Origin of the sequence: Pseudomonas sp. JV414 (assembly GCF_032424305.1) — a bacterium.
GTDB lineage: Bacteria > Pseudomonadota > Gammaproteobacteria > Pseudomonadales > Pseudomonadaceae > Aquipseudomonas > Aquipseudomonas lini.
This window is the reverse complement of record NZ_VYKC01000007.1, coordinates 60,186-79,909: the sequence shown is the minus strand read 5'-3', so window position 1 is coordinate 79,909 and position 19,724 is coordinate 60,186. Positions and strand designations below refer to the sequence as shown.

17 protein-coding genes are annotated in these 19,724 nt (G+C 56.6%); 8 read left to right on the top strand and 9 right to left on the bottom strand.

Going from position 1 to position 19,724, the window contains the following annotated elements; translation table 11 throughout:
- Positions 1-12: 12 nt before the first annotated feature.
- On the bottom strand, positions 13-723 hold the full coding sequence (folM, locus tag F6R97_RS10040; RefSeq protein ID WP_315866477.1) for a dihydromonapterin reductase: 711 nt from the start codon (positions 721-723) through the stop codon (positions 13-15).
- Between the two features lie 169 nt (positions 724-892).
- Complete coding sequence (locus tag F6R97_RS10035; RefSeq protein WP_038978997.1) at positions 893-1,462, bottom strand: antibiotic biosynthesis monooxygenase; 570 nt, start codon at positions 1,460-1,462, stop codon at positions 893-895.
- A 193-nt stretch (positions 1,463-1,655) separates the two neighbouring features.
- On the opposite strand from F6R97_RS10035, the gene F6R97_RS10030 reads away from it, so the two are divergent.
- Entirely contained in the window at positions 1,656-2,633 is a 978-nt protein-coding gene (locus F6R97_RS10030; protein ID WP_038978998.1) for a MerR family transcriptional regulator, read from the top strand.
- A gap of 3 nt (positions 2,634-2,636) precedes the next feature.
- On the opposite strand, the gene F6R97_RS10025 is transcribed toward F6R97_RS10030, so the two are convergent.
- Positions 2,637-3,242, bottom strand: a complete 606-nt coding sequence (locus F6R97_RS10025; RefSeq protein WP_038978999.1) for a hypothetical protein — start codon at positions 3,240-3,242, stop codon at positions 2,637-2,639.
- A 54-nt stretch (positions 3,243-3,296) separates the two neighbouring features.
- Positions 3,297-3,773 (bottom strand): PAS domain-containing protein, encoded by a 477-nt coding sequence (locus tag F6R97_RS10020; protein ID WP_038979000.1) that lies wholly within the window; start codon positions 3,771-3,773, stop codon positions 3,297-3,299.
- 103 nt (positions 3,774-3,876) lie between these two features.
- Here F6R97_RS10020 and F6R97_RS10015 point away from each other — a divergent pair, with 103 nt between their 5' ends.
- From F6R97_RS10015 to F6R97_RS10000, 4 genes are all read left to right on the top strand, one after another.
- Positions 3,877-4,332 (top strand): flavodoxin, encoded by a 456-nt coding sequence (locus tag F6R97_RS10015; RefSeq protein WP_038979001.1) that lies wholly within the window; start codon positions 3,877-3,879, stop codon positions 4,330-4,332.
- 218 nt (positions 4,333-4,550) lie between these two features.
- Entirely contained in the window at positions 4,551-5,333 is a 783-nt protein-coding gene (locus F6R97_RS10010; RefSeq protein WP_315866476.1) for a class II aldolase/adducin family protein, read from the top strand.
- Entirely contained in the window at positions 5,334-6,236 is a 903-nt protein-coding gene (locus tag F6R97_RS10005; protein WP_315866475.1) for an alpha/beta hydrolase, read from the top strand. It begins immediately after the preceding gene.
- A 110-nt stretch (positions 6,237-6,346) separates the two neighbouring features.
- The gene (locus F6R97_RS10000) at positions 6,347-7,258 is read left to right on the top strand and encodes an SDR family oxidoreductase (protein WP_315866474.1); all 912 of its coding nucleotides are present in this window, start codon (positions 6,347-6,349) and stop codon (positions 7,256-7,258) included.
- A 47-nt stretch (positions 7,259-7,305) separates the two neighbouring features.
- Here F6R97_RS10000 and F6R97_RS09995 read toward each other — a convergent pair whose 3' ends face one another.
- From F6R97_RS09995 to F6R97_RS09975, 5 genes are all read right to left on the bottom strand, one after another.
- Positions 7,306-7,563: a bacteriocin immunity protein gene (locus F6R97_RS09995; protein WP_315866473.1), complete on the bottom strand. Its 258-nt coding sequence runs from the start codon at positions 7,561-7,563 to the stop codon at positions 7,306-7,308.
- A gap of 1 nt (position 7,564) precedes the next feature.
- Entirely contained in the window at positions 7,565-9,577 is a 2,013-nt protein-coding gene (locus tag F6R97_RS09990) for an S-type pyocin domain-containing protein (RefSeq protein ID WP_315866472.1), read from the bottom strand.
- Between the two features lie 536 nt (positions 9,578-10,113).
- Positions 10,114-10,542: a bacteriocin immunity protein gene (locus F6R97_RS09985; RefSeq protein WP_315866471.1), complete on the bottom strand. Its 429-nt coding sequence runs from the start codon at positions 10,540-10,542 to the stop codon at positions 10,114-10,116.
- 10 nt (positions 10,543-10,552) lie between these two features.
- The gene (locus F6R97_RS09980) at positions 10,553-10,813 is read right to left on the bottom strand and encodes a bacteriocin immunity protein (protein WP_315866470.1); all 261 of its coding nucleotides are present in this window, start codon (positions 10,811-10,813) and stop codon (positions 10,553-10,555) included.
- Positions 10,814-13,033, bottom strand: a complete 2,220-nt coding sequence (locus tag F6R97_RS09975; protein ID WP_315866469.1) for an S-type pyocin domain-containing protein — start codon at positions 13,031-13,033, stop codon at positions 10,814-10,816. It abuts the gene before it with no gap.
- An 809-nt stretch (positions 13,034-13,842) separates the two neighbouring features.
- Between F6R97_RS09975 and F6R97_RS09970 the strand changes: the two genes are divergently transcribed.
- The 3 genes from F6R97_RS09970 (at position 13,843) to F6R97_RS09960 (ending at position 19,723) form a co-directional block, all read left to right on the top strand.
- On the top strand, positions 13,843-15,636 hold the full coding sequence (locus tag F6R97_RS09970; RefSeq protein WP_315866468.1) for a DUF1302 domain-containing protein: 1,794 nt from the start codon (positions 13,843-13,845) through the stop codon (positions 15,634-15,636).
- 23 nt (positions 15,637-15,659) lie between these two features.
- Positions 15,660-17,027, top strand: coding sequence for a DUF1329 domain-containing protein (locus tag F6R97_RS09965; RefSeq protein ID WP_315866467.1), 1,368 nt, complete (start codon positions 15,660-15,662; stop codon positions 17,025-17,027).
- Between the two features lie 140 nt (positions 17,028-17,167).
- Positions 17,168-19,723: a LuxR C-terminal-related transcriptional regulator gene (locus F6R97_RS09960; protein WP_315866466.1), complete on the top strand. Its 2,556-nt coding sequence runs from the start codon at positions 17,168-17,170 to the stop codon at positions 19,721-19,723.
- The last annotated feature ends 1 nt before the right edge of the window (position 19,724 follow it).

Genomic DNA, 19,724 nt, shown 5'->3' with positions numbered 1-19,724 from the left:
CGCGGGAGCGGCTTATTTGACGTGCCGTCCGCCGTTGACGGTCAGGGTCGTGCCGGTGACATAAGGGTTGTCGAGCAAATAGCGCAGGCTCTGGTAGATCACTTCGCTGCCGGGCTCGATGCCCAGTGCCGATTTGGCCAGAACCCTGGCGCGGTACGCCGCGTCGTCGTCGGGATTGAACAGTAGCAGGGCTGGCGCGATACCGTTGACCTTGATGCCGGGCGCGTATTTTGCGGCAAAGGACAGGGTCAGGCTGTCGAGCCCGGCTTTGCTGGCGCAGTAGCCGATGTGCTTGCTGCTGCCCCTGCGAGTCACGTCATCGCTGATGTGCACGATGTCGGCAGGACTTGAACGCCGTAGCAAATCGGCACAGTGCAGATTGATCAGGTAAGGCGCCAGCATGTGCACGCTGAACATGCGGGTGAAAGCCGCGGCTGCGGAGCCCGGGGTTTCTGCCTGCCATTCAGAAGCGTTATGGACAATCGCCCGCAAACTGTCGGTGTGGTTTTTCAGTTCGCCGATGAACGCAAGGATTCCGGCCTCGCTGGAAAAGTCCGCAAACACTGCGGTCGCCCCTAGATCGCGCAGGGTTTGCACACCAGGCCGTTCGCTGCGGTAGCTGAAAATGACCGGATGGCCGTCTTCGAGCAAACGCTGCGCACAGTGCAGGCCGACACGCTGGCCGGCACCGGTGATGAGGATTGGGGCTGCGGTAGAGGTCATGAACGGCTCGCGTCGCGGTAAGAGCAAAACTATACCAGCGACGGGAGTCGTTCACCTACGTCCTGCGAGACCTACGTAGGAGCGAGGCTTGCCCGCGAAGGAGACGACTCGGTCTATCTGTCAAACCGCGTCATCGTTCTTCGCGGGCAAGCCTCGCTCCTACAGGGGGTTATTGATTTTGAGTGGTGGGTGCTGCGGACAACGGACGCGCAGAGGGGGGTTGCAGCCACCCGGCCAGCAAACGGGTCGACAGCGGAATGAAGAAATACACCATCAATGGCGTCAGGCACAGGGTGCTGACAAACACGCGGGTCAGCAAACCCGTTTCAGCCAGCAGCGGCCCCAATACAAAGTTGAACAACAGGGACACCGGGAAGAACGCCAGCCAGATCGCCACGGCCTGTTTCCAGCGTGGCGGACGTTGACCGACCGCACCGAACCAGCCATCGATGCCACGGACCCGATGTTCCGAAGGGTTGGCAAACAGATCACTGCCACGTCCCAGCCAGGCAGTGCGCGATGCGGAATGCTCCCAGGCGTGCATTGTCTGCTCGTCGGCGAAGCGAAAGATAATCTGGAATTCGTCATCGTCGGGCGGTGGAGCGAGCACACCAGAGCCGAGGTAACCGGGGAAGTCGGTGGCCAGTTGTTCGCCTTCGCGCAACCAGGCCATCAGGTCCTGATAACGCCCATCGGCGACGCGACGCGCAACCATCAGCGTGACGGGTGAAGTAGACATTGTGTATCTCCATATTACTAACGCGTCGCTCCGGGTAAGAGCTTCGCCAGACACAGCGCCGGGGTGATGGGCTGCGTCTCGGGACAGGCAAGGATTATTCCTGATTCTGACGATAGCGTCAGCGACCTTCGTCGTATATCAACGTCTTGAATGCTAGAGGGGTAGGAGCGTTAAATGTATCGAGATTTTATACATGGACGTAAATCCCAAAATGGCTGTGCTGACTGACTTTGCTCCTGGCTTGCTCCCCAATACCTCGTTGATGCGAGAAGAGCTGTTTCCGATTCGTGAGGTCGCGCGTCTGACAGGGGTCAACCCGGTCACGCTACGCGCATGGGAGCGGCGGTACGGTTTGATACAACCCACGCGCACCGAAAGCGGGCACCGTTTGTATTCGATGACCGATATCGAGCGTGTTCGCAGCATCCTTGGCTGGATCGAACGTGGCGTCGCGGTCAGCAAGGTCGGCAAGATACTGGCCAAGACCGAGCCATTCGAGGTGCTGGCGCAGGTCATTCCCAACGAACTCGTTCAGACCGACTACGGCCAATGGCAGCAGCAGGTCAAGGCGGCGGTGAGCGCTTTTGACGAGGTTCAACTGGAACACGTCTACGGTCAGATTTTTTCCAGTTACCCGCTGACGGTGGTGTTTCAGGACATTCTGATTCCGGTCTGGAAGCTACTACTCCAACGCCATGAAGGGTTCGGTCAGACCAGCGAGTGGCTTTTCCTGGATGGTTTTCTGCGTTCTCGAGTGTTGCAACGCCTGCTGCTGGTACGTGTCATGCAACCGCGACGAGTGATCGTCTGCGCCTTGGCCGACCAATGTCGTGAACTCGATGTGCTGCTCACTGCGCTGTATCTGAGCAGTGTCGATTCGGCTATTCAGTTGTTGGCGATCGGTCAGCCCTTCGACGAGTTGATCCTGATCTGTGAGAAGATCAAGCCCCAAGCATTGGTGCTGGTTTCCAGTCACGCGCCGGCCGGTGAATTGCCTCGACGTTTGAAACGCTTGGCCATGAGCCTGGATTGTCAGGTGTTGCTGGCCGGGGATGCATCGGACCTGGCACAGGAGAGCCTGGCCGGATCATCGATCGGTTGTCTGGGAAACGAGGGGGTGTTGATGCGCCAGCGTCTGAAACAGTTCCTGGCGGGAAACCTGGATACCTGAGATTCAGATATGCAGTGCAGGATGGGTCAGCCGATGTTGCTGAAGGATGTACTGACGCAGGCGTTCGGTTTCGTCCGTGTCGCTCTGGCTCAATTCATAGGCATAGAAACCCTGTTCGGTTTCACGCTCGAAGGTGCCGCGCAACGCAATCCGCTCATAACCTGACGGGCTGAACCACAACGCGAAGTGCTTTGGCGCCTTGGTCTTGTTGCGAACCTCCAGCAATACCCCTTTGAACGATATTTCGTGCACCCACATCGTGCCGGGTTGCCCCTTGGCATTTTCCAGCGCCACGGGCTCTTCGAGTGCCAGGCGCCATGGCCGAATCATCGGCCCGTCTTCATAGATGCTGGGGACGCCGAGGCGTAGATGCATTGCGTGAAATTCATCTTCCACCAAGTGCAGCGGGAAGGTCATTTGCTGGTTTTCGAAATTGGCCTGGATGGTGACTTGTTCATGAGCGGCCAGGCGTGTGAGCAGGTCACGAATCTGCGAACCACCGTTGACGAGCAGGCTCGACGTCGCATCTCGCACATTGAGTTGCGGGTTGTGTTGCATGTTCTGGATAAAATCCAGCTCATCCTGCGTCAGGAGTGCGTCGCGCTGCATGATTTGCTCGAAAGAAATAATTACAAAGTCATCGGTGATTGTAGTAAATGACCACTAATTCGCAGATTGGTTTGAGCCGTTCGTCGTTTTGAGGGCGAGAATTTCTGCCTGTGCCTCGGCCAATTGCGCCTCCAGCTGCGCGACTCGCTGCTGCGCCTTGACCTGAGCCGTGACGTCTTTCTGCACCCCGACAAAATAGGTCTGTCCGTCGTGCGGGTTTTTTACCGTGGAAAGCGACAGTTCGTTCCAGAACGGGGTGCCGTCCTTGCGGTAATTTCTGAGGATTTCCCGGCAGGAACCACCACTGCCCAATGCCTGCCGAATCAAGGCGAGGGCTGGCTGATCCCTGTCTCCTGCCTGCAAAAAACGGCAATCCTGATAGAGGATTTCTTCGCTGGTATAACCCGTCAGGCGCTCGAATGCCGGGTTTACGTAAATCAGGATGTTGTCCTGTTCGCCTTCCTTTTCGGCAATCACGATGCCGTCATTGGAGGCGTCAATCACCATTTGCAGCAGTGAGGCATTGATCATCGCAGAGTCCTTTGCGTATTGATTGATACGCTGCATTCTAAAAGATCAATGAGGGCGGTGCTGTTAATATCTCCTACTTTTATTTAGATTCAGGATCAGATTGATGAAAGTCGCCATCCTTTCCGGCTCGGTGTACGGCACGGCTGAAGAAGTCGCCCGTCACGCAGCAAGCATTTTGAACGCCGCCGGTTTTGAAACCTGGCACAACCCCCGCGCGACACTCGCCGATGTTCAGGCGTTTGGTCCCGAAGCGTTTCTGGCGGTGACCTCAACCACCGGCATGGGCGAGTTGCCGGACAATCTGCAGCCGCTGTATTCGGCGATTCGCGATCAATTGCCCGCCGCCTGGCGTGGTTTGCCGGGTGCTGTGCTCGGATTGGGCGACTCGAGTTATGGCGATACGTTCTGCGGTGGCGGTGAGCAAATGCGTGAATTGTTCGGCGAACTGGGCGTGCGTGAAATCCTGCCGATGCTGCGCCTGGACGCCAGTGAAACCGTGACGCCGGAAACCGACGCCGAGCCTTGGCTGGCGGAACTGGTCAGCGTTTTGCGTGGCTGACTTGTGGGAGCGAGCAGGCTCGCTCCCACAGGTTTGCGTGGCTTAGCCTTTATTGGCGGCAGCGCTTTGACATGGATCCAGACTCACCCGTGCACTGACTCGCTCGGCCATCAAGCTGGCTGCCAATGCAACTACACGAAGCCCGGGGGCTGACTAGACTGCTGTAACGCAGCAAAAAACAATAAAAACCCAGAAAAATAAAAAAGGGAATTCTTGCCGTGAGCGTAGCCCCCGTCCAATCGCCACACAGCATCAAAGACAACGTCAGTGCCGCCGAATGGCAGACCCGCGTCGATCTGGCTGCCTGTTATCGTTTGGTCGCCTTGCACGGCTGGGACGACCTGATCTTCACGCATATTTCCGCCAAGGTGCCGGGCACTGAAGACTTCCTGATCAACCCATTCGGACTGATGTTCCATGAAATGACTGCGTCGAGCCTGGTCAAGGTCGATCAGGCCGGCAACAAGTTGATGGACAGCCCTTACGAGATCAACCCGGCGGGTTACACCATCCACAGCGCCGTGCATGAAGTCCGTCATGACGTTGCATGTGTGCTGCACACCCACACCGCGGCGGGGGTGGCGGTATCGGCGCAGAAGCAGGGCATCTTGCCGATCAGTCAGCAGTCCTTGTTCGTCCTTTCCAGCCTGGCTTATCACGCCTACGAAGGCGTTGCCCTAAATCATGAAGAAAAGGCGCGACTGCAAGCCGACCTTGGCGAAAACAATTTCCTGATGCTGCACAACCACGGTCTGCTGACCTGTGGCGGCACCATCGCCGACACGTTCCTGATGATGTTTACCTTTCAGCGCGCCTGCGAGATTCAGGTGCTGGCACAGAACGGTGGCGCGGAGCTGATCGCCATCGAGCCGCAGATTCTGGCGGGCGCCAAGGCGATGATTGCCGGTGTCACCAAAAGTGCTCAAGGGATGGGCGGCGCGCTGGCCTGGCCGGCGCTGCTGCGCAAACTCGATAAACAAGACCCGGGTTATAAATTCTAAATGCCACTCGCCGAGATTCCTCTGTGTGTCTGGCGCAAGCGCAGCCAGACGTTCGTATTTCGCGGTCAGACCATCCGCTATTGGGCCGCGGGGCAGGGCGAACCGCTCTTGCTGATCCATGGCTTCCCGACGGCCAGTTGGGACTGGCATTACCTGTGGCAACCGCTGGCGCAACGCTATCGGGTGATTGCCTGTGACATGCTCGGTTTCGGCGACTCGGCCAAACCGGTGAATCATGACTACAGCCTGCTGGAACAGGCTGATCTGCAACAGGCCTTGTTGGCGCATCTGAACGTTGAGCAACCCGTTCACGTGTTGGCACATGATTATGGCGACAGCGTGGCTCAGGAATTGTTGGCCCGGCACTATGAAACGCGCGCTGATATTGCCAGTTGCGTCTTCCTCAATGGCGGGCTGTTTCCCGAAACCCATCGCCCGGTGTTGATGCAAAAACTCCTGCTCAGCCCCTTCGGCTGGATGATCGGGCGAGCTTTTTCCCGTGATGCGCTGGTAAAGAGTTTCCAGCAGATCTTCGGTCCGCAGACCCGGCCCACGGAAAGTGAACTGGATGATTTCTGGAGCCTGGTCGACAGTAATCACGGGCAACGGATCATGCACAAATTGATCAGTTATATCCCGCAGCGCCGAGTCCAGCGTGAACGTTGGGTCAGCGCCATGCAGCGGGGAGAGGTGCCGTTGCGGGTCATCGATGGCGAGGTCGATCCGGTTTCCGGCGGGCACATGGTGACGCGCTATCGGCAACTGATTCCCGACCCGGACACGGTCCTGCTGCCTGAGATCGGCCATTACCCGCAGATCGAAGCGCCGGCGCAGGTGCTCAAGCACTATCTGGAGTTTCGCGACCGGCTGGTTTCACCACCGCGCAAGGTGGCGTGTTCCTGACTATCCCGCTGCCTTATTGCGCACCATTCAGCCGCCCCCGTGTTCATTGTGACCGGCAGCCCCGTGGCTGACACTCGCACTCATTGTCCCCTGGCCTGCTGGAATTCCCCATGAATGAGTCTGTGCGCTTCGAAGATAAAGTCGTGATCGTCACTGGTGCGGGCGGCGGTCTGGGCCGGGCGCACGCGCTGCTGTTCGCAAAGCAGGGCGCCAAAGTGCTGGTCAATGATCTTGGCGGCTCGGCTCAAGGTGACGGCGCCAATGCTTCGGCAGCGGACCGAGTGGTGGCGGAAATTCGCGAAGCGGGCGGCACCGCCGAGGCCAACCACGATTCCGTCACCGACGGTGACAAAATCGTCCAGCATGCACTCGACACATTCGGCCGTGTCGATGTCGTGGTGAACAACGCCGGCATCCTGCGGGACAAGACCTTTCACAAAATGGACGACAGCGACTGGGACCTGGTTTACCGCGTCCACGTCGAGGGCGCCTACAAGGTCACCCGCGCCGCCTGGCCGCACCTGCGCGAGCAAAACTACGGCCGCGTGATCTTCACCGCATCGACCTCGGGCATCTATGGCAATTTCGGCCAATCCAACTACGGCATGGCCAAACTCGGCCTCTATGGCCTGACCCGCACATTGGCCATCGAAGGCCGCAAGAACAATATCCTGGTCAACGCCATCGCCCCGACCGGCGGCACCCGCATGACCGAAGGCCTGATCCCGCCACAAGTGTTCGAACAACTCAAACCGGAACTGGTCAGCCCGCTGGTGGTGTACCTGGCCAGTGAGCATTGCCAGGAAACTTCGGGGTTATTCGAAGTGGGTGGCGGCTGGATGGGCAAGGTGCGCTGGGAGCGCAGCCTGGGCGCCGGGTTCGATCCGCGAGTGGGGTTTTCGCCGGAAGATGTGGCGGCGCATTGGGAGCAGATTTGTGATTTTGAGGGGGCGGCGCACCCGAAGGATAATATTGAGGCGTTGAGGGAAATGATGGGGAATTTGCAGAGGTATTCGGTGTGACAGGTCCAACAGGATCAAGAGTAAAGCCTTGATCCTGTTGTTTTTGGTTACTCGGTTTTGAAGCCTGGTTTTCCGTTGGCGGCTCGCCAGACTTTCACTTTTTTAATGATGGCTTCGGGTGTGGAGTCTTCGTCTGAGTCTGCATAGTAAATCAAGTCAGATCCGTCTGGATGTTCCGTCAGCTTTTCAAATAAGAGTACAGCCTCTATTTGATCTTTTTCAGTCAGGTACTCCGACTTGCAAATTTCGGTTAAAAATTCAAGAAATTCCTCTTCGGTATAATCGGAAATACTAGTAGCGCTCATATTAATTACCTCCTTTGTGCAACTCAGAATGGCGTTTTGGTGTGACAATCCGGATGTTATCTATGCCGTAAATATCACCACCTTTAGAAACACGGTTCACATGGTGTAATTCAAATTTTACCTGGCCACCCATCCTGTCGTTTTTTCGCGTAAAAGGGGCTCTTCCGTTTTTCATTTCTTCAATGTTGTTGGCAGTAAACTGTTTGGCTAAATCAGGATCGTCAATTGCAGCTCTCCAGAGAGCCTCTCTAAACGCCCTGAAGCTTGAAAAATCCCGTCCTCGGAGTTTATTCGCGATCTGATTGGGAATCGCTGCGCCATTGTCTTGCGACGCTGATCCCAGCCAAATACCCAATATTGTTTCTCCATAACCGCTTGCCACACCAGGATCATCCCGTCGATCCCTGAACATCGTGTAGATCGGTGGAATACCCGACTCAGCGGGGAACACATTGATGAAACCACCAAAACTGTAGAGATCCAACTCTGGAAACTCATCCAGTCTTCCTTCCCGCGAGGCAGGGGTAGTGCCGTTGTAAATATAGATCCTCGATTCGCGAGCCGGCGAGGTCGTTGATGCGTTTTTTGTCTTGACGATAGGCGTCCAGGTCATACCGATGGATGGGGTATCCGGGTTGTAGGATCTGTAAACATTCAGGCTTGGATCGTGGATGGCGAGCCGCACCGGTACTTTGGAGGGCACCGTCGCTCCATTTGTAGCGGCGACTATGAATTCAATGTTGTCATCGATGGTTCTTGAACCGATAGATACCGGCAGATCAATTTCCCCATTGGCCTCGGCGATGTCGTACAAGCCATCGGGATCAATAAGTGTGAGATCCGAGAGCGGCACGCTCAAGGCGTAGAGGTCGCTATTACCGAGTGGCGAGGGGAACATCAGCACCGCAAACCCGCCAATCACCACACTGGAAGACGTGGCTAAGGCTGAAGTCACTGCTGCTACGGCCGCCCGAAGCGCAGCCTTGATCGCCAGTAGATTGTTCGCAGGTGTAAAGATGCTTCCTGTAGCAACGGTAAACACGGGAACTACCGACGCCGCTGAGCCCGACACGACAAATGGGCGATTAGCTTGATCGGCTTTTAGTGACTCGTTCCACGAATCAAGATATTTCAACCGTGCATCCTGTTCTGCACGCTTCTTTTCATACTCTTCTGCAGCTCTCTGCCGTTGTGCATTACGTGCCTTCTCAGCTGCAACACGTTGTGCTTCTTGTTCCGCGGCGGCCCGCCGGACTTCCTGTTCCGCCGCCATCCGTGCCTGTTCCTCGGCCACGCGTTCGGCTTCTGCCAAGGCGGCTAATCGTGCCTGCAATTGAGCGTGGGCGAGTGCTTCAGCTTCTGCCCTGATGCGTACCTGTTCGGCAGCGACGCGTTGTGCTTCCTGTTCTGCTGCCAATCGCGCTTGTTCCGCAGCCTGCAAGGCTGTGAGGGTTGTCACTAGATTGCCGTATCGCTGCTCAAGCGAATGGATTGTTTGGGATAACAGCCTTGCGTCATACGCTGCCTTGTAGGACTTGGTCCATGCCAGCATTCCAAGACTGTTTGCATGAAACGGTTTCTCCAGGGTCACACCTTTTTTAAGGATCTCCGGAAAGGGCCTGTCAATTGGGTCGTAGCCGTAATAACTATTGGCTATCGCTGTCTTGTTATCGAACTCGGCCTTCTTGCGTATCGCCAGTCTGTTAATTACCTCCAGTTCTCGAGCAATTCCCTCAATAGGGGGAACTGGGTGGGTGGGTCCATTCAGTCTTGTGGCGGTCAGTTCGTTATCAATAATTTGTGGAAGTTGTGTTAGTTTGGCTTGATATTCTTGTTCGGCTGTCGCGATGGTGTGGGTTACTTTGCTTACAACTCGGCTGGCGCCCGGAGGAAATCCGAATGCTCCGCTGTTATAGGTATTAGTAGGAATTTGAGGTGGAGGAGTAAATCCGGGAGGGGCTACGCCTGTTGTCCAGACAGGCTCGGTCAATACAAAAGGTGGAGGTCTTTGCATATTCATATCCTTGTGAATGTGCTGGATGTCAGAGAAGGTTTACGAACTTATAGAAAATATTTCGCAAGCAACCGTTTTGTGCAGTTTCAAGTTACAGTTAAATTAGAAGTTGTGGGTCTGATAAATGTGTGGGCTTTTACATTGAAATTCGACAGAGGTTTCGGATGAATAGGAGTAAGAGCAAAATTATCCACTGTGCATAAAGATGTTTCCTATGCAGGTATGGGAAACTTCTTGTAGGAACTGCTTTAAACATCAAAAAGGCAGGAGATGGCGCCACAAAACCATCGCCCATAAAAAAGGCCGCTGCAAACGCAGCGGCCACGGTAAGACGTTGAATCAAGGAGTCGACCACTTGGTGGCTGAGATGGGCGTGCTTCGGGCGATCTGCCGTGAAAGCCCTCTCAGAATAAGGACTGAGATCGGTCTAAACCAATTTCCTTATTCACGCACTGAAGGAAGTGATGGGGAGTTGCAGGAGTATTCGTTGTAATAGGAAGCAAAAGCGAGCAGGCAAGGAATGCCTGCTCGCTTTTTCATTTTTCAGGTTTAAACCCTGGTTTTCCGTTTGCCGCTCGCCATTCTTTAAAAACTGTTACTACACCAAATGGACTGTCTTCAACGCCATCTTCCGGATGGCACAAAACATCGGAAGCACTAGGATGTTCTGAAGTGCTGATGATAATCTCAAATATGCTGTCGTGCTCATCCTCTGATGAATAGCTTCCATCAAATAGGATGCTTACGAGTTCGATGTATTCGCGCTCGGTATAGTCTTCAAATCTGGTTTTTAAGTTTATATTAATTTTCCGATTCCTTTTTTTTGGGGGCGTTGAAGGAAAAGATCGAAAGAGTCTCAAGTAACTATTAGGCCACTTTCGTGGAAATCCATCGCTCATAAAAAAGGCAGCTGCAAGAGCAGCTGCCTTACGCGAGGCTTTCGGTGTGACTTGACGCGTTATCAACCCTTTTTGGTCACTCGGGTTTGAAGCCTGGTTTGCCGTTGGCGGCTCGCCACTGCTTTATGGTGCTAAGCACGCCTTCCGGACTATCCTCTACGCCCTCTTCGGGGAAGTACAATATGTTTGAGCCGTTGGGGTGCTCCGACGTATTAACGATGGTCTCAACGATTTCCTCAAGCTCTTCTTCCGATGAGTAGTCTCCCTTGAATAAACGAAGTATGAGTCTCTTGTATTCGGATTCCGTGTAATCTTCTAACCTGTTTTTTTGATTCATTTATAGCTCCCTGTTTTTTGAGTGTGTTTTGATATGTTGCTTGGGAGTCAGCACGCGAAGGTTATCAATTTCATAGACTGCTCCGCCTTCACTAATGGGTATTACATGATGAAGATCGAACTTTCTCTTTTTTCCGACGTGATCCGCCTGATCTGCTCTTGCAGCGAGTCCTTTTTCAGTTTCGATTTTGCTGAGTCGGGATAGCTGTGAGCTTAGTTCCGAGTCGGCAGCCACAGCCTTCCAAAACGCCCTGCGAAATGCCTTGAAACTCGAAAACTCCCTCCCTCGAAGTCTATCCGCAATCTGCTCGGGAATCGGTGCGCCTTGCAGTGTCGACGCTGCTCCCAACCAGTTCTCTGAAACCGGCTGACCGTTGCCGGTTGCAATCCCGGGATCCTGGCGTCGATCCCTGAACATCGTGAACGTCGGCGGGATCCCTGACTCAATCGGGAAGACCGTGATGAATCCACCAAAACCATACTGATCCAGCTGCGGAAACGGGTCTATCCGTCCCCCGTCGGGAGTAACATTTGCGCCTTCGTAAATCGGCAACTCAGTGTCGACCAGCGGGAAATCCGTCGAAGGATTCAGTGGGTCTACCAATGGCGTCCAAGTGAGGATGGGGCCGATGGAGTCGGAGGCGGTGGAAACGTAAACGTTTTTCTTTGCGTCGAAGTGAGCCGTTCTCACGGGGACATTGGCGGGTACTGTCACGCCGTCGGTGCTGACAATGACGATCTCTACTCTGTTGCCTATCGTCCTCGAGCCAAGCCTTACCGGCAGATCGACTTCGCCCTCGGTGGCCGCCAGCTCGTGCAGGTCGGCCGTTAAATCAGGCGCAAGGTCTGAAAGAGGAACACTCGCTGAATAAAGATCGCCATTACCCAGACTGGACGGAACCAGCAAGGTGGCGAAACCGACCAGCACTGGAGCTGTAGCTGTCGAGAGGGCTGCAACTGCAAGGGACACCCCGGTGCGAAGTGCGGTTCTGAGTGCCAGAGCGGTTGTCGGATTATTACCAAAACTACCGAGAGTGCCCGTAAACGCTGGGCCAAAGGCTGTCATCGAACCCACGTTGGCAAATGTAGGTCGTTGCCAGCGAGCCTCGGTTTCGGCTTGCCATTGCGCATGCAAGCGCGATTGCTCCGCCTGCCGTTCGGCTTCGGCTCGGGCGTTCTTCCGCGCTTGTTTCCGTTTTCTTCTTTGTGCCCTTTTTAGGGCTTTCTGCTGGCGCTCAAGACGCGTTTTTTCAGCCTGCAGTTTGTTCTCACGTTCAATGCGAGCCTTTTCGGCTTCTTTGCGGCGCTGGAGATCCGCCAGGGCCGCGATACTCGCCTGCTCGGCCGCGAGCTGTCGGGCGGCTGCTTCGGCGGCGAGCCGCGCCTGTTCGACCGCCATCCGTTGGGCTTCAGCCAATGCCACAATCCGTGCCTGTTCGCGGTTGCGGATCTCCTCCTGTTCTTTTTGAAGGCGTGCTGCCTCTGCAACAGCTTCCTGACGGCGCTCTTCTGCGGCGACCCGCTCGCGCTCGGCTGCCAGTCGAGCGGCTCCAGCAAGCGCCGCAAGTCGTGCCTGCTCATTGATTCGCGCCAGTTCGGCAGCTGCCCGGTGTGCCTCCTGTTCTGCCGCGGCTCGAGCTTGATCTTCGGCTTGCACAGCAGCCAGCCAGTTGAGCACGTTGACCTGTTGCTGATTGAGAAGCTGGATGGCTTGGCTCAGAAGCCTCGCTTCATGAGCTGCCCGGTAGGATTGACTCCACAACTCCCGCGTTCCGGCTGACCGGTCCGTTCGCCGGATAGCCGAGGCCTGATTCAGAAAGTCATTGAATTTTTTGCCAAGCGGATCACTTCCATAAAAGCGGTTGGCGATGGCAGTCTGTCTGTGAAGTTCTGCAGTCTTGCGTTGAATCAGCGTGTTTCTAACACCCAGTTCGCGAACCAATGCCGCCGCCGGCGGTAGAGGATGCGTTGGTCCTTCCAGCCGTGTCGCGGCCAGTTCGGCCTCAATTGATTGTGGTAATAATGTGGACTTTGCGCCGAACTCTTGTTCAAGGGCGATCTGAGTGTTGTACATTATTTCGCGGGTTTTATGGTTGGCCCCTGCCGGCCCGAACATACCGCTAAATGAATAGCCCTGCGTGGTGTCCTTAAAGGGGTCCCAGTTATCTGGGGCCTTTGCAGTAATATGTGTTGCATCAAGAATCAATGGTGGTTTCTGCATATTCAATTCCTTTGAATTTGCTGTTCAGGGTTTCTAATTGATCAATGGATATAGGATTCGGAAGATGCTCCGACTTGTTGCAGTAGAGAGTGCTCGTCCATGGATGGATAAGTTATTGCTTTACGTTACAGTGGAATTGGAAGGCATGGGTCCGAGAAGTGCGTAGGGAACTACTCGCGTAATCGAGAGAAGTTTCCTTGGCTGAATAAATAATTAGAAATGTCTTTATCTTGAGGAGGATGTTTCTTACCTGCTACAGCGAAGCATCTTGTAGGAACACTTGTATGAAGCCTGATCGCCAGACAAACCGATCACCCATAAAAAAGGCCGCTGCAAACGCAGCGGCCAAAGCAAGACGTGGATCAAGGAGCAATAAATCAACGTCAGTGAACACGGGCGATGAGTCGAAAAATACGCTTCAAATCATCTGGATTCTGTCGTCAACGGGGTAGGTCTATCATCCCCGTCGGTTCATGCTTTCAGGCCGTTTGCCGTGAAAGCCCGACAAGAATAAGGGCTTGAGTGCAAAGGAAAAATAGCGATTCCAGACATGCACTGTTGCAGTCTGAGCAACAGTCTTTGGCTGAACCCTGTAGCAGCCTTCGGCCGCTGCCACATGCCCGATTCAACCCACGACCATGCGCTGCGCTGATAACCCTCCATCCAGCCCATCCATACCCCGCGCAAACCCCCGTCCGATGCGGGCATTCATCCTTTAGAGGTACAGCGCGAATACCTCCTTGGTGCGCTTATCGCTCCCGGCGTGCGGCAGTAGGGTGGGGCCTTCTGTCACTCACCGGGGAAGACGCATGACAAAAACAACAATGCGCGCCATCTTCAAACCGCAAGCGCTGGCCGTTGCGGTGGCCTTGGGCTGCTGTGCCCAGGCGCAGGCTGTTTCATTCAACATTGGCGAAATCGAGGGGCAGTTCGATTCCTCGTTGTCGGTTGGCGCGAGCTGGGGCATGCGCGATGCCGACAAGTCACTGGCGGGCACCGTCAATGGCGGTACCGGCCAGTCTTCGACCGGTGATGACGGACGGCTGAACTTCAAGAAAGGCGAGACCTTCTCCAAGATCTTCAAAGGTATCCACGACCTCGAGTTGAAGTACGGCGACACGGGTGTGTTTGTCCGTGGCAAGTACTGGTACGACTTCGAGCTGAAGGATGAAGATCGCGAGTTCAAGCAGATCAGCGACAGCGGTCGCAAGGAAGGCGCCAAATCTTCGGGCGCGCAGATCCTCGATGCGTTCGTCTATCACAACTATTCCATCGCCGATCTGCCGGGCACCGTGCGCGCCGGCAAGCAGGTGGTCAGCTGGGGTGAAAGCACCTTCATCGGCAACTCGATCAACAGTATCAACCCGGTCGACGTTTCCGCGTTCCGTCGTCCTGGAGCCGAGATCAAGGAAGGCCTGATTCCGGTGAACATGCTGTTCGCCTCCCAGGGCCTGACCGATCAGCTCACCGTGGAAGGCTTCTACCAACTGGAGTGGGATCAGACCGTTCTCGACAACTGCGGCACCTTCTTTGGCGTCGACGTGGCGGCGGACGGCTGCAACACCGGTTACACCGTCGGCAACCCGGCGATTGCGCCGCTGGCGCCGTTGGCGGCAGCCTTTGGCCAACCTATCCAGGTCTCCCGTGAGGGCGTGATCGTGCCCCGTGGCGGCGACCGCGATGCCCGGGATTCCGGGCAGTGGGGCACTGCCTTGCGCTGGCTCGGTGACGACACCGAATACGGCCTCTACTTCATGAATTACCACAGTCGCACACCAACCGTCGGCACCACCACCGCCGGGCTGTCGACACTGGCCAGGCTGCCGGGCATGATCAGCGCCGCCAACCGTCTGGCACCGGGCAGTGGCTCGGGCCTGGCCCAAAGCGTGATGCTCGGGCGCGGTCAGTATTACCTCGAATACCCGGAAGACATTCGTCTGTACGGTGCGAGCTTCTCCACCACGTTGCCCACCGGCACTGCCTGGACTGGCGAAATCAGCTACCGGCCCAACGCTCCAGTACAGGTCAACACCAACGACTTGACCCTGGCACTGCTTAACCCGATCGCCGGCGGCGCCGCATCGCCTGTCGCGACCCGGCCAGGTGCCGACAACACGGGTTATCGCCGCAAGGAAGTGACCCAGGTCCAAAGCACCCTGACGCATTTCTTCGACCAAGTGCTGGGTGCCCAACGGCTGACTCTGGTCGGTGAAGCAGCGGTGGTACGGGTTGGTGGTCTGGAGTCGCGGAGCAAGCTGCGTTATGGCCGTGATTCGGTCTACGGCCAGTACGGTTTCGGTGGCGATACCGATGGCTTCGTCACCTCCACCTCCTGGGGCTACCGCGCCCGGGCGATCCTCGATTACGCCAACGTGATTGGCGGGATCAACCTCAAACCCAACCTGTCCTGGTCCCATGACGTCGCCGGCTACGGTCCCAACGGGCTGTTCAACGAAGGCGCCAAAGCGGTCAGCGTCGGTGTCGATGCCGATTACCGCAACACCTATACCGCGAGCCTCAGTTACACCGACTTCTTCGGCGGTGACTACAACGTCCTGGAAGACCGTGACTTCCTGGCGCTGAGCTTCGGTGTGAACTTCTGATCTGGCTGAGAAGGATGATGTTAATGCGCAAGATGATTCTGCAATGCGGCGCCCTGGCCCTGAGCCTGCTGGCCGCCAACGTGATGGCGGCGGTCTCGCCGGAAGAAGCCAACAAGCTCGGCACCACACTCACGCCACTGGGCGCCGAGAAGGCCGGCAACGCCGACGGCTCGATCCCGGCCTGGACCGGTGGCATCCCGAAAAACGCCGGCGCGGTCGACAGCAAAGGCTTCCTGGCTGACCCGTTCGCCAGCGAAAAACCGTTGTTCACCATCACTGCTGCAACCGTTGATAAGTACAAGGACAAGCTTTCGGATGGCCAGGTGGCGATGTTCAAGCGCTACCCGGAAACCTACAAGATCCCGGTTTACCCGACCCATCGCACCGTGGGCCTGCCGCCGGAAATCTACGAGTCGGCCAAGCGCAGCGCGCTGAATGTGAACAGCATCAACGACGGTAACGGCCTGGCCAACTTCACCGGCAACCGCTACTACGCGTTCCCGATTCCGAAGAACGGCGTCGAGGTCCTGTGGAACCACATCACCCGTTATCACGGCGGCAACCTGCGACGCATCATCACCCAAGTGACCCCACAGACCAACGGCAGCTACACGCCGATCCGCTTCGAGGAAGAGATCGCCGTACCGCAATTGATGAAGGATCTGGATCCGGAAAAAGGCGCCAACGTACTGACCTTCTTCAAGCAATCGGTGACCGCGCCGGCGCGCTTGGCGGGTAACGTATTGTTGGTGCATGAAACCCTCGACCAGGTAAAAGAGCCGCGTCTGGCGTGGATCTACAACGCCGGTCAACGTCGAGTGCGACGCGCACCTCAAGTGGCCTACGACGGGCCGGGCACCGCCGCCGATGGTCTGCGCACGTCGGATAACTTCGACATGTTCTCCGGCGCGCCTGATCGCTACGACTGGAAACTGATCGGCAAAAAGGAAATGTACATTCCCTACAACAGCTACAAACTCGACTCGCCGAGCCTCAAGTACGATGACGTGGTGAAGGCCGGGCACATCAACCAGGACCTGACCCGTTATGAGCTGCACCGGGTCTGGGAAGTGGTCGGCACGGTCAAGTCGAGCGAGCGGCACATCTACGCCAAGCGCCATATGTACCTCGACGAAGACAGCTGGCAAGTGGCGCTGGCGGATCACTACGACGGTCGCGGCCAACTGTGGCGAGTGGCCGAAGGTCACGCCCAGTATTACTACGATCATCAGACTCCGGCCTACACCCTGGAGGCGCTCTACGACATCATTGCCGGCCGATACATTGCCCTGGGAATGAAGAACGAAGAGAAGCACAGCTTCGAATTCGGCTTCAACGCCAAGTCTGCGGACTACACCCCGTCGGCCCTGCGCGCCGAGGGCGTTCGGTAAGGGTTTTGATACATAGGCATCACCAGAGGCGACCTGCGGGTCGCCTTTTTTATGGGCGCCGATCAGCGTCCTGAATACTTCTCAACAAGCGGGTTATAGAGGGCTAGGGTGGCCGGACAATTATAAAAAGGCACGCCGCAATGACCGCCATGACTCCGTGTCTGGACCGTTCTGGATTCCTGCCCCGCCTGTCCTCTCATCACCTGTCGCGGGCCCGTTTGAGCGAGCCGTTATTGGCTTCGACGGCACGGGTGAAATTGCTCTGCGCACCCGCCGGCAGTGGCAAGAGCGCGCTGCTCGCCGAATGCCTGTTGCAGGCGCCAACCCAGTGTCGAGTGCATTGGCTGCCATTGTCTGGCGTAGCGTGTAGCGCGGCGGATTTTCGTCATCGTCTGGCGCAGATGCTGGGACTGGCCTCATCGGATGAAACCGGGTTGTTGGGCTGTCTGGCGCGATTGCAGACGCCGACCTGGCTGTTTCTCGATGACTACTGCCGTCTGCCGAACCCGGCGCTGGACTCGCTGCTGGATCGCATGCTGGCGATCAGCAGCCCGATGCTGACCTGGTGGCTGGGCGCCCGCCGCCGGCCGCCCTGCAATTGGCCAAGGTTGCTGCTTGATGATGAGTTGTACGAATGCGAGAGCGCTTCGCTGGCTTTTACCTCGGTCGAAGTCGAGCAGATATTGCAGCCCTGGGTACCGGAGCAAGCCAGCAAGGTGGCCAGTCGGATCATCCTGCGCACGGGTGGTTGGTGTGCCGGTGTGCGGATTGCATTGCTGCAGAAGTGCGACTGGTCGCGTCAGGACAAACCCCTGGGACGGGCGGACACCTTGCTCGATTACCTGGAACATGAGTTGTTCAGTTCGCTGACGCCTGAGTTAAGTGAGGCCTGGCGGGTGCTGGCCCACTTGCCCCGTTTCAATGCCCGGTTGTGCGATCACCTGTTCGGGGCCGGGGAGGGCGCTCAGTACTTGCGGACCTTGCAAGCGCTGGGCTGTTTTATCGAACCCTGGCGGGACTCCACCGACTGGCTACAGATTTTCACCCCGTTCAGCCAGTTGTTGCGCGATGAGCAATGGCCGTCGGGACGCTCCTGGCATCGGCGTGCCTGTCAGTGGTTCTGTGCCGAACAGGACTGGAAATCGGCCTTCGAGCAGGCATTGCTCGCCGAGGAATACGAAGTGGCGGTCAGCCTGCTGCAGCACTTCAGTTTCGAGCATTTGTTCGAGGAGCAGACGGTGGTGCTGTTGTTGCGTTTGCATGAGCAGCAAGGCGAGGAACTGACGCTGGGCAGCCCGCAGTTGGTCGGATTGATAACAGCTGCGCTGTTATTCGCCGGACGTTTCGAACAGGCGAATGCCTGCATTGCTCATTTGGCGTACTTCACGCCTCAACCCTCGGCGCTGCTTCAGCGTCAATTGATTGCACGCTGGCAGGCTCTGCAGGGTTGGTTGCTGCATTTACAGGGACGAATGGAGACTTCGCGCGCGCACTTCCTTGAAGCGTTGAGCGCGCTCGATCCCGAATGCTGGACGGCGCGCCTGATGTGTTTGTCCGGTCTGACGCAACAGGCATTGCTAAGAGGCGAACTCGACGTGGCGCAAGCCCATAACCGCGAGGCACTGTGCCTGGCGCGGGCGCGAGGTTCGTTGGTGTTCGAGGGCTTAATGGAACTTGATCATGCGCAATTGCTGGAGCAGCGGGGGGCTCCGGCCCGCGCCGAGAGCCTGTTGCTCAACGTGCACGAACTGCTCTGCCAGCAAGGGGATCGGCCCACGCCTCTGCTCGGGCGCATCGCCCTGCGACGTGGACGACTGGCGTTATGCATGGGGCAGGAGGAACGGGCCACCGAGTTCTTTCAGCACGGTCTCGACGATTGTCTGCGCAGCCACGACAAACGTGTGCTCTACGGTTTTCTCGGTCAGGCGCAATTGGCGGCCAATCAAGGCGATTACGCCCAGGCCTTTGTTCGCTTGCGCGATGCCGAGCGCTTGATGCAGCAGCGGCAGATTCCGGACACGGTCTACCGAGGAGTGCTGTTGCAGGTCAGTAGTCATTTCTGGTTGCAACAGGGACGTCCCGAGCTGGCGCGCGAGGCGTTGAGCCGGGTACTCAAACACTATCGCGGGCCCCGGGCACGACAGGCGCCGCCGGCCACTCTGGAGTTGATTCCACGGATCGAATACCTGCTGATCCTCGCCCGAGTCCGGTTAGCGCCGCAGATGTCTGATGCCACGGCACAGCTTGAGTTTTTGATGACACACGCACAGGCGCGCGGTATGTGGGCGCTCGCCACTGAGTTGCAACTGGCGGTAGCCGAAGCATTGTGGCTCGCCGGCCGTACGGAACAATCCATCGGTATGTTGCAAGAGGGCGTTTGCAGTGTGGAGCGATACCAGGGACAACAGGTGTTGAGAGAGTTGAGACAGCGTCAGGGTGCATTGTTTGAAGCCCGGTCTTCTGTTTTGCCAGACGAACTTATCCTGCGTTCAGGTGAAATAGGTGCATTGAGCCAGCGTGAACGACAAGTACTGGAGTTAATAGCACTCGGTCATTCCAATCAACAGATTGCAGATGCCCTGTTCATTTCTTTGCATACTGTTAAAACCCATGCCCGGCGTATTCACGGAAAGTTAGGAGTGGAGCGCAGGACGCAAGCCGTGGCAAAGGCAAAGTTACTTGGGTTGTGCAGTTGAT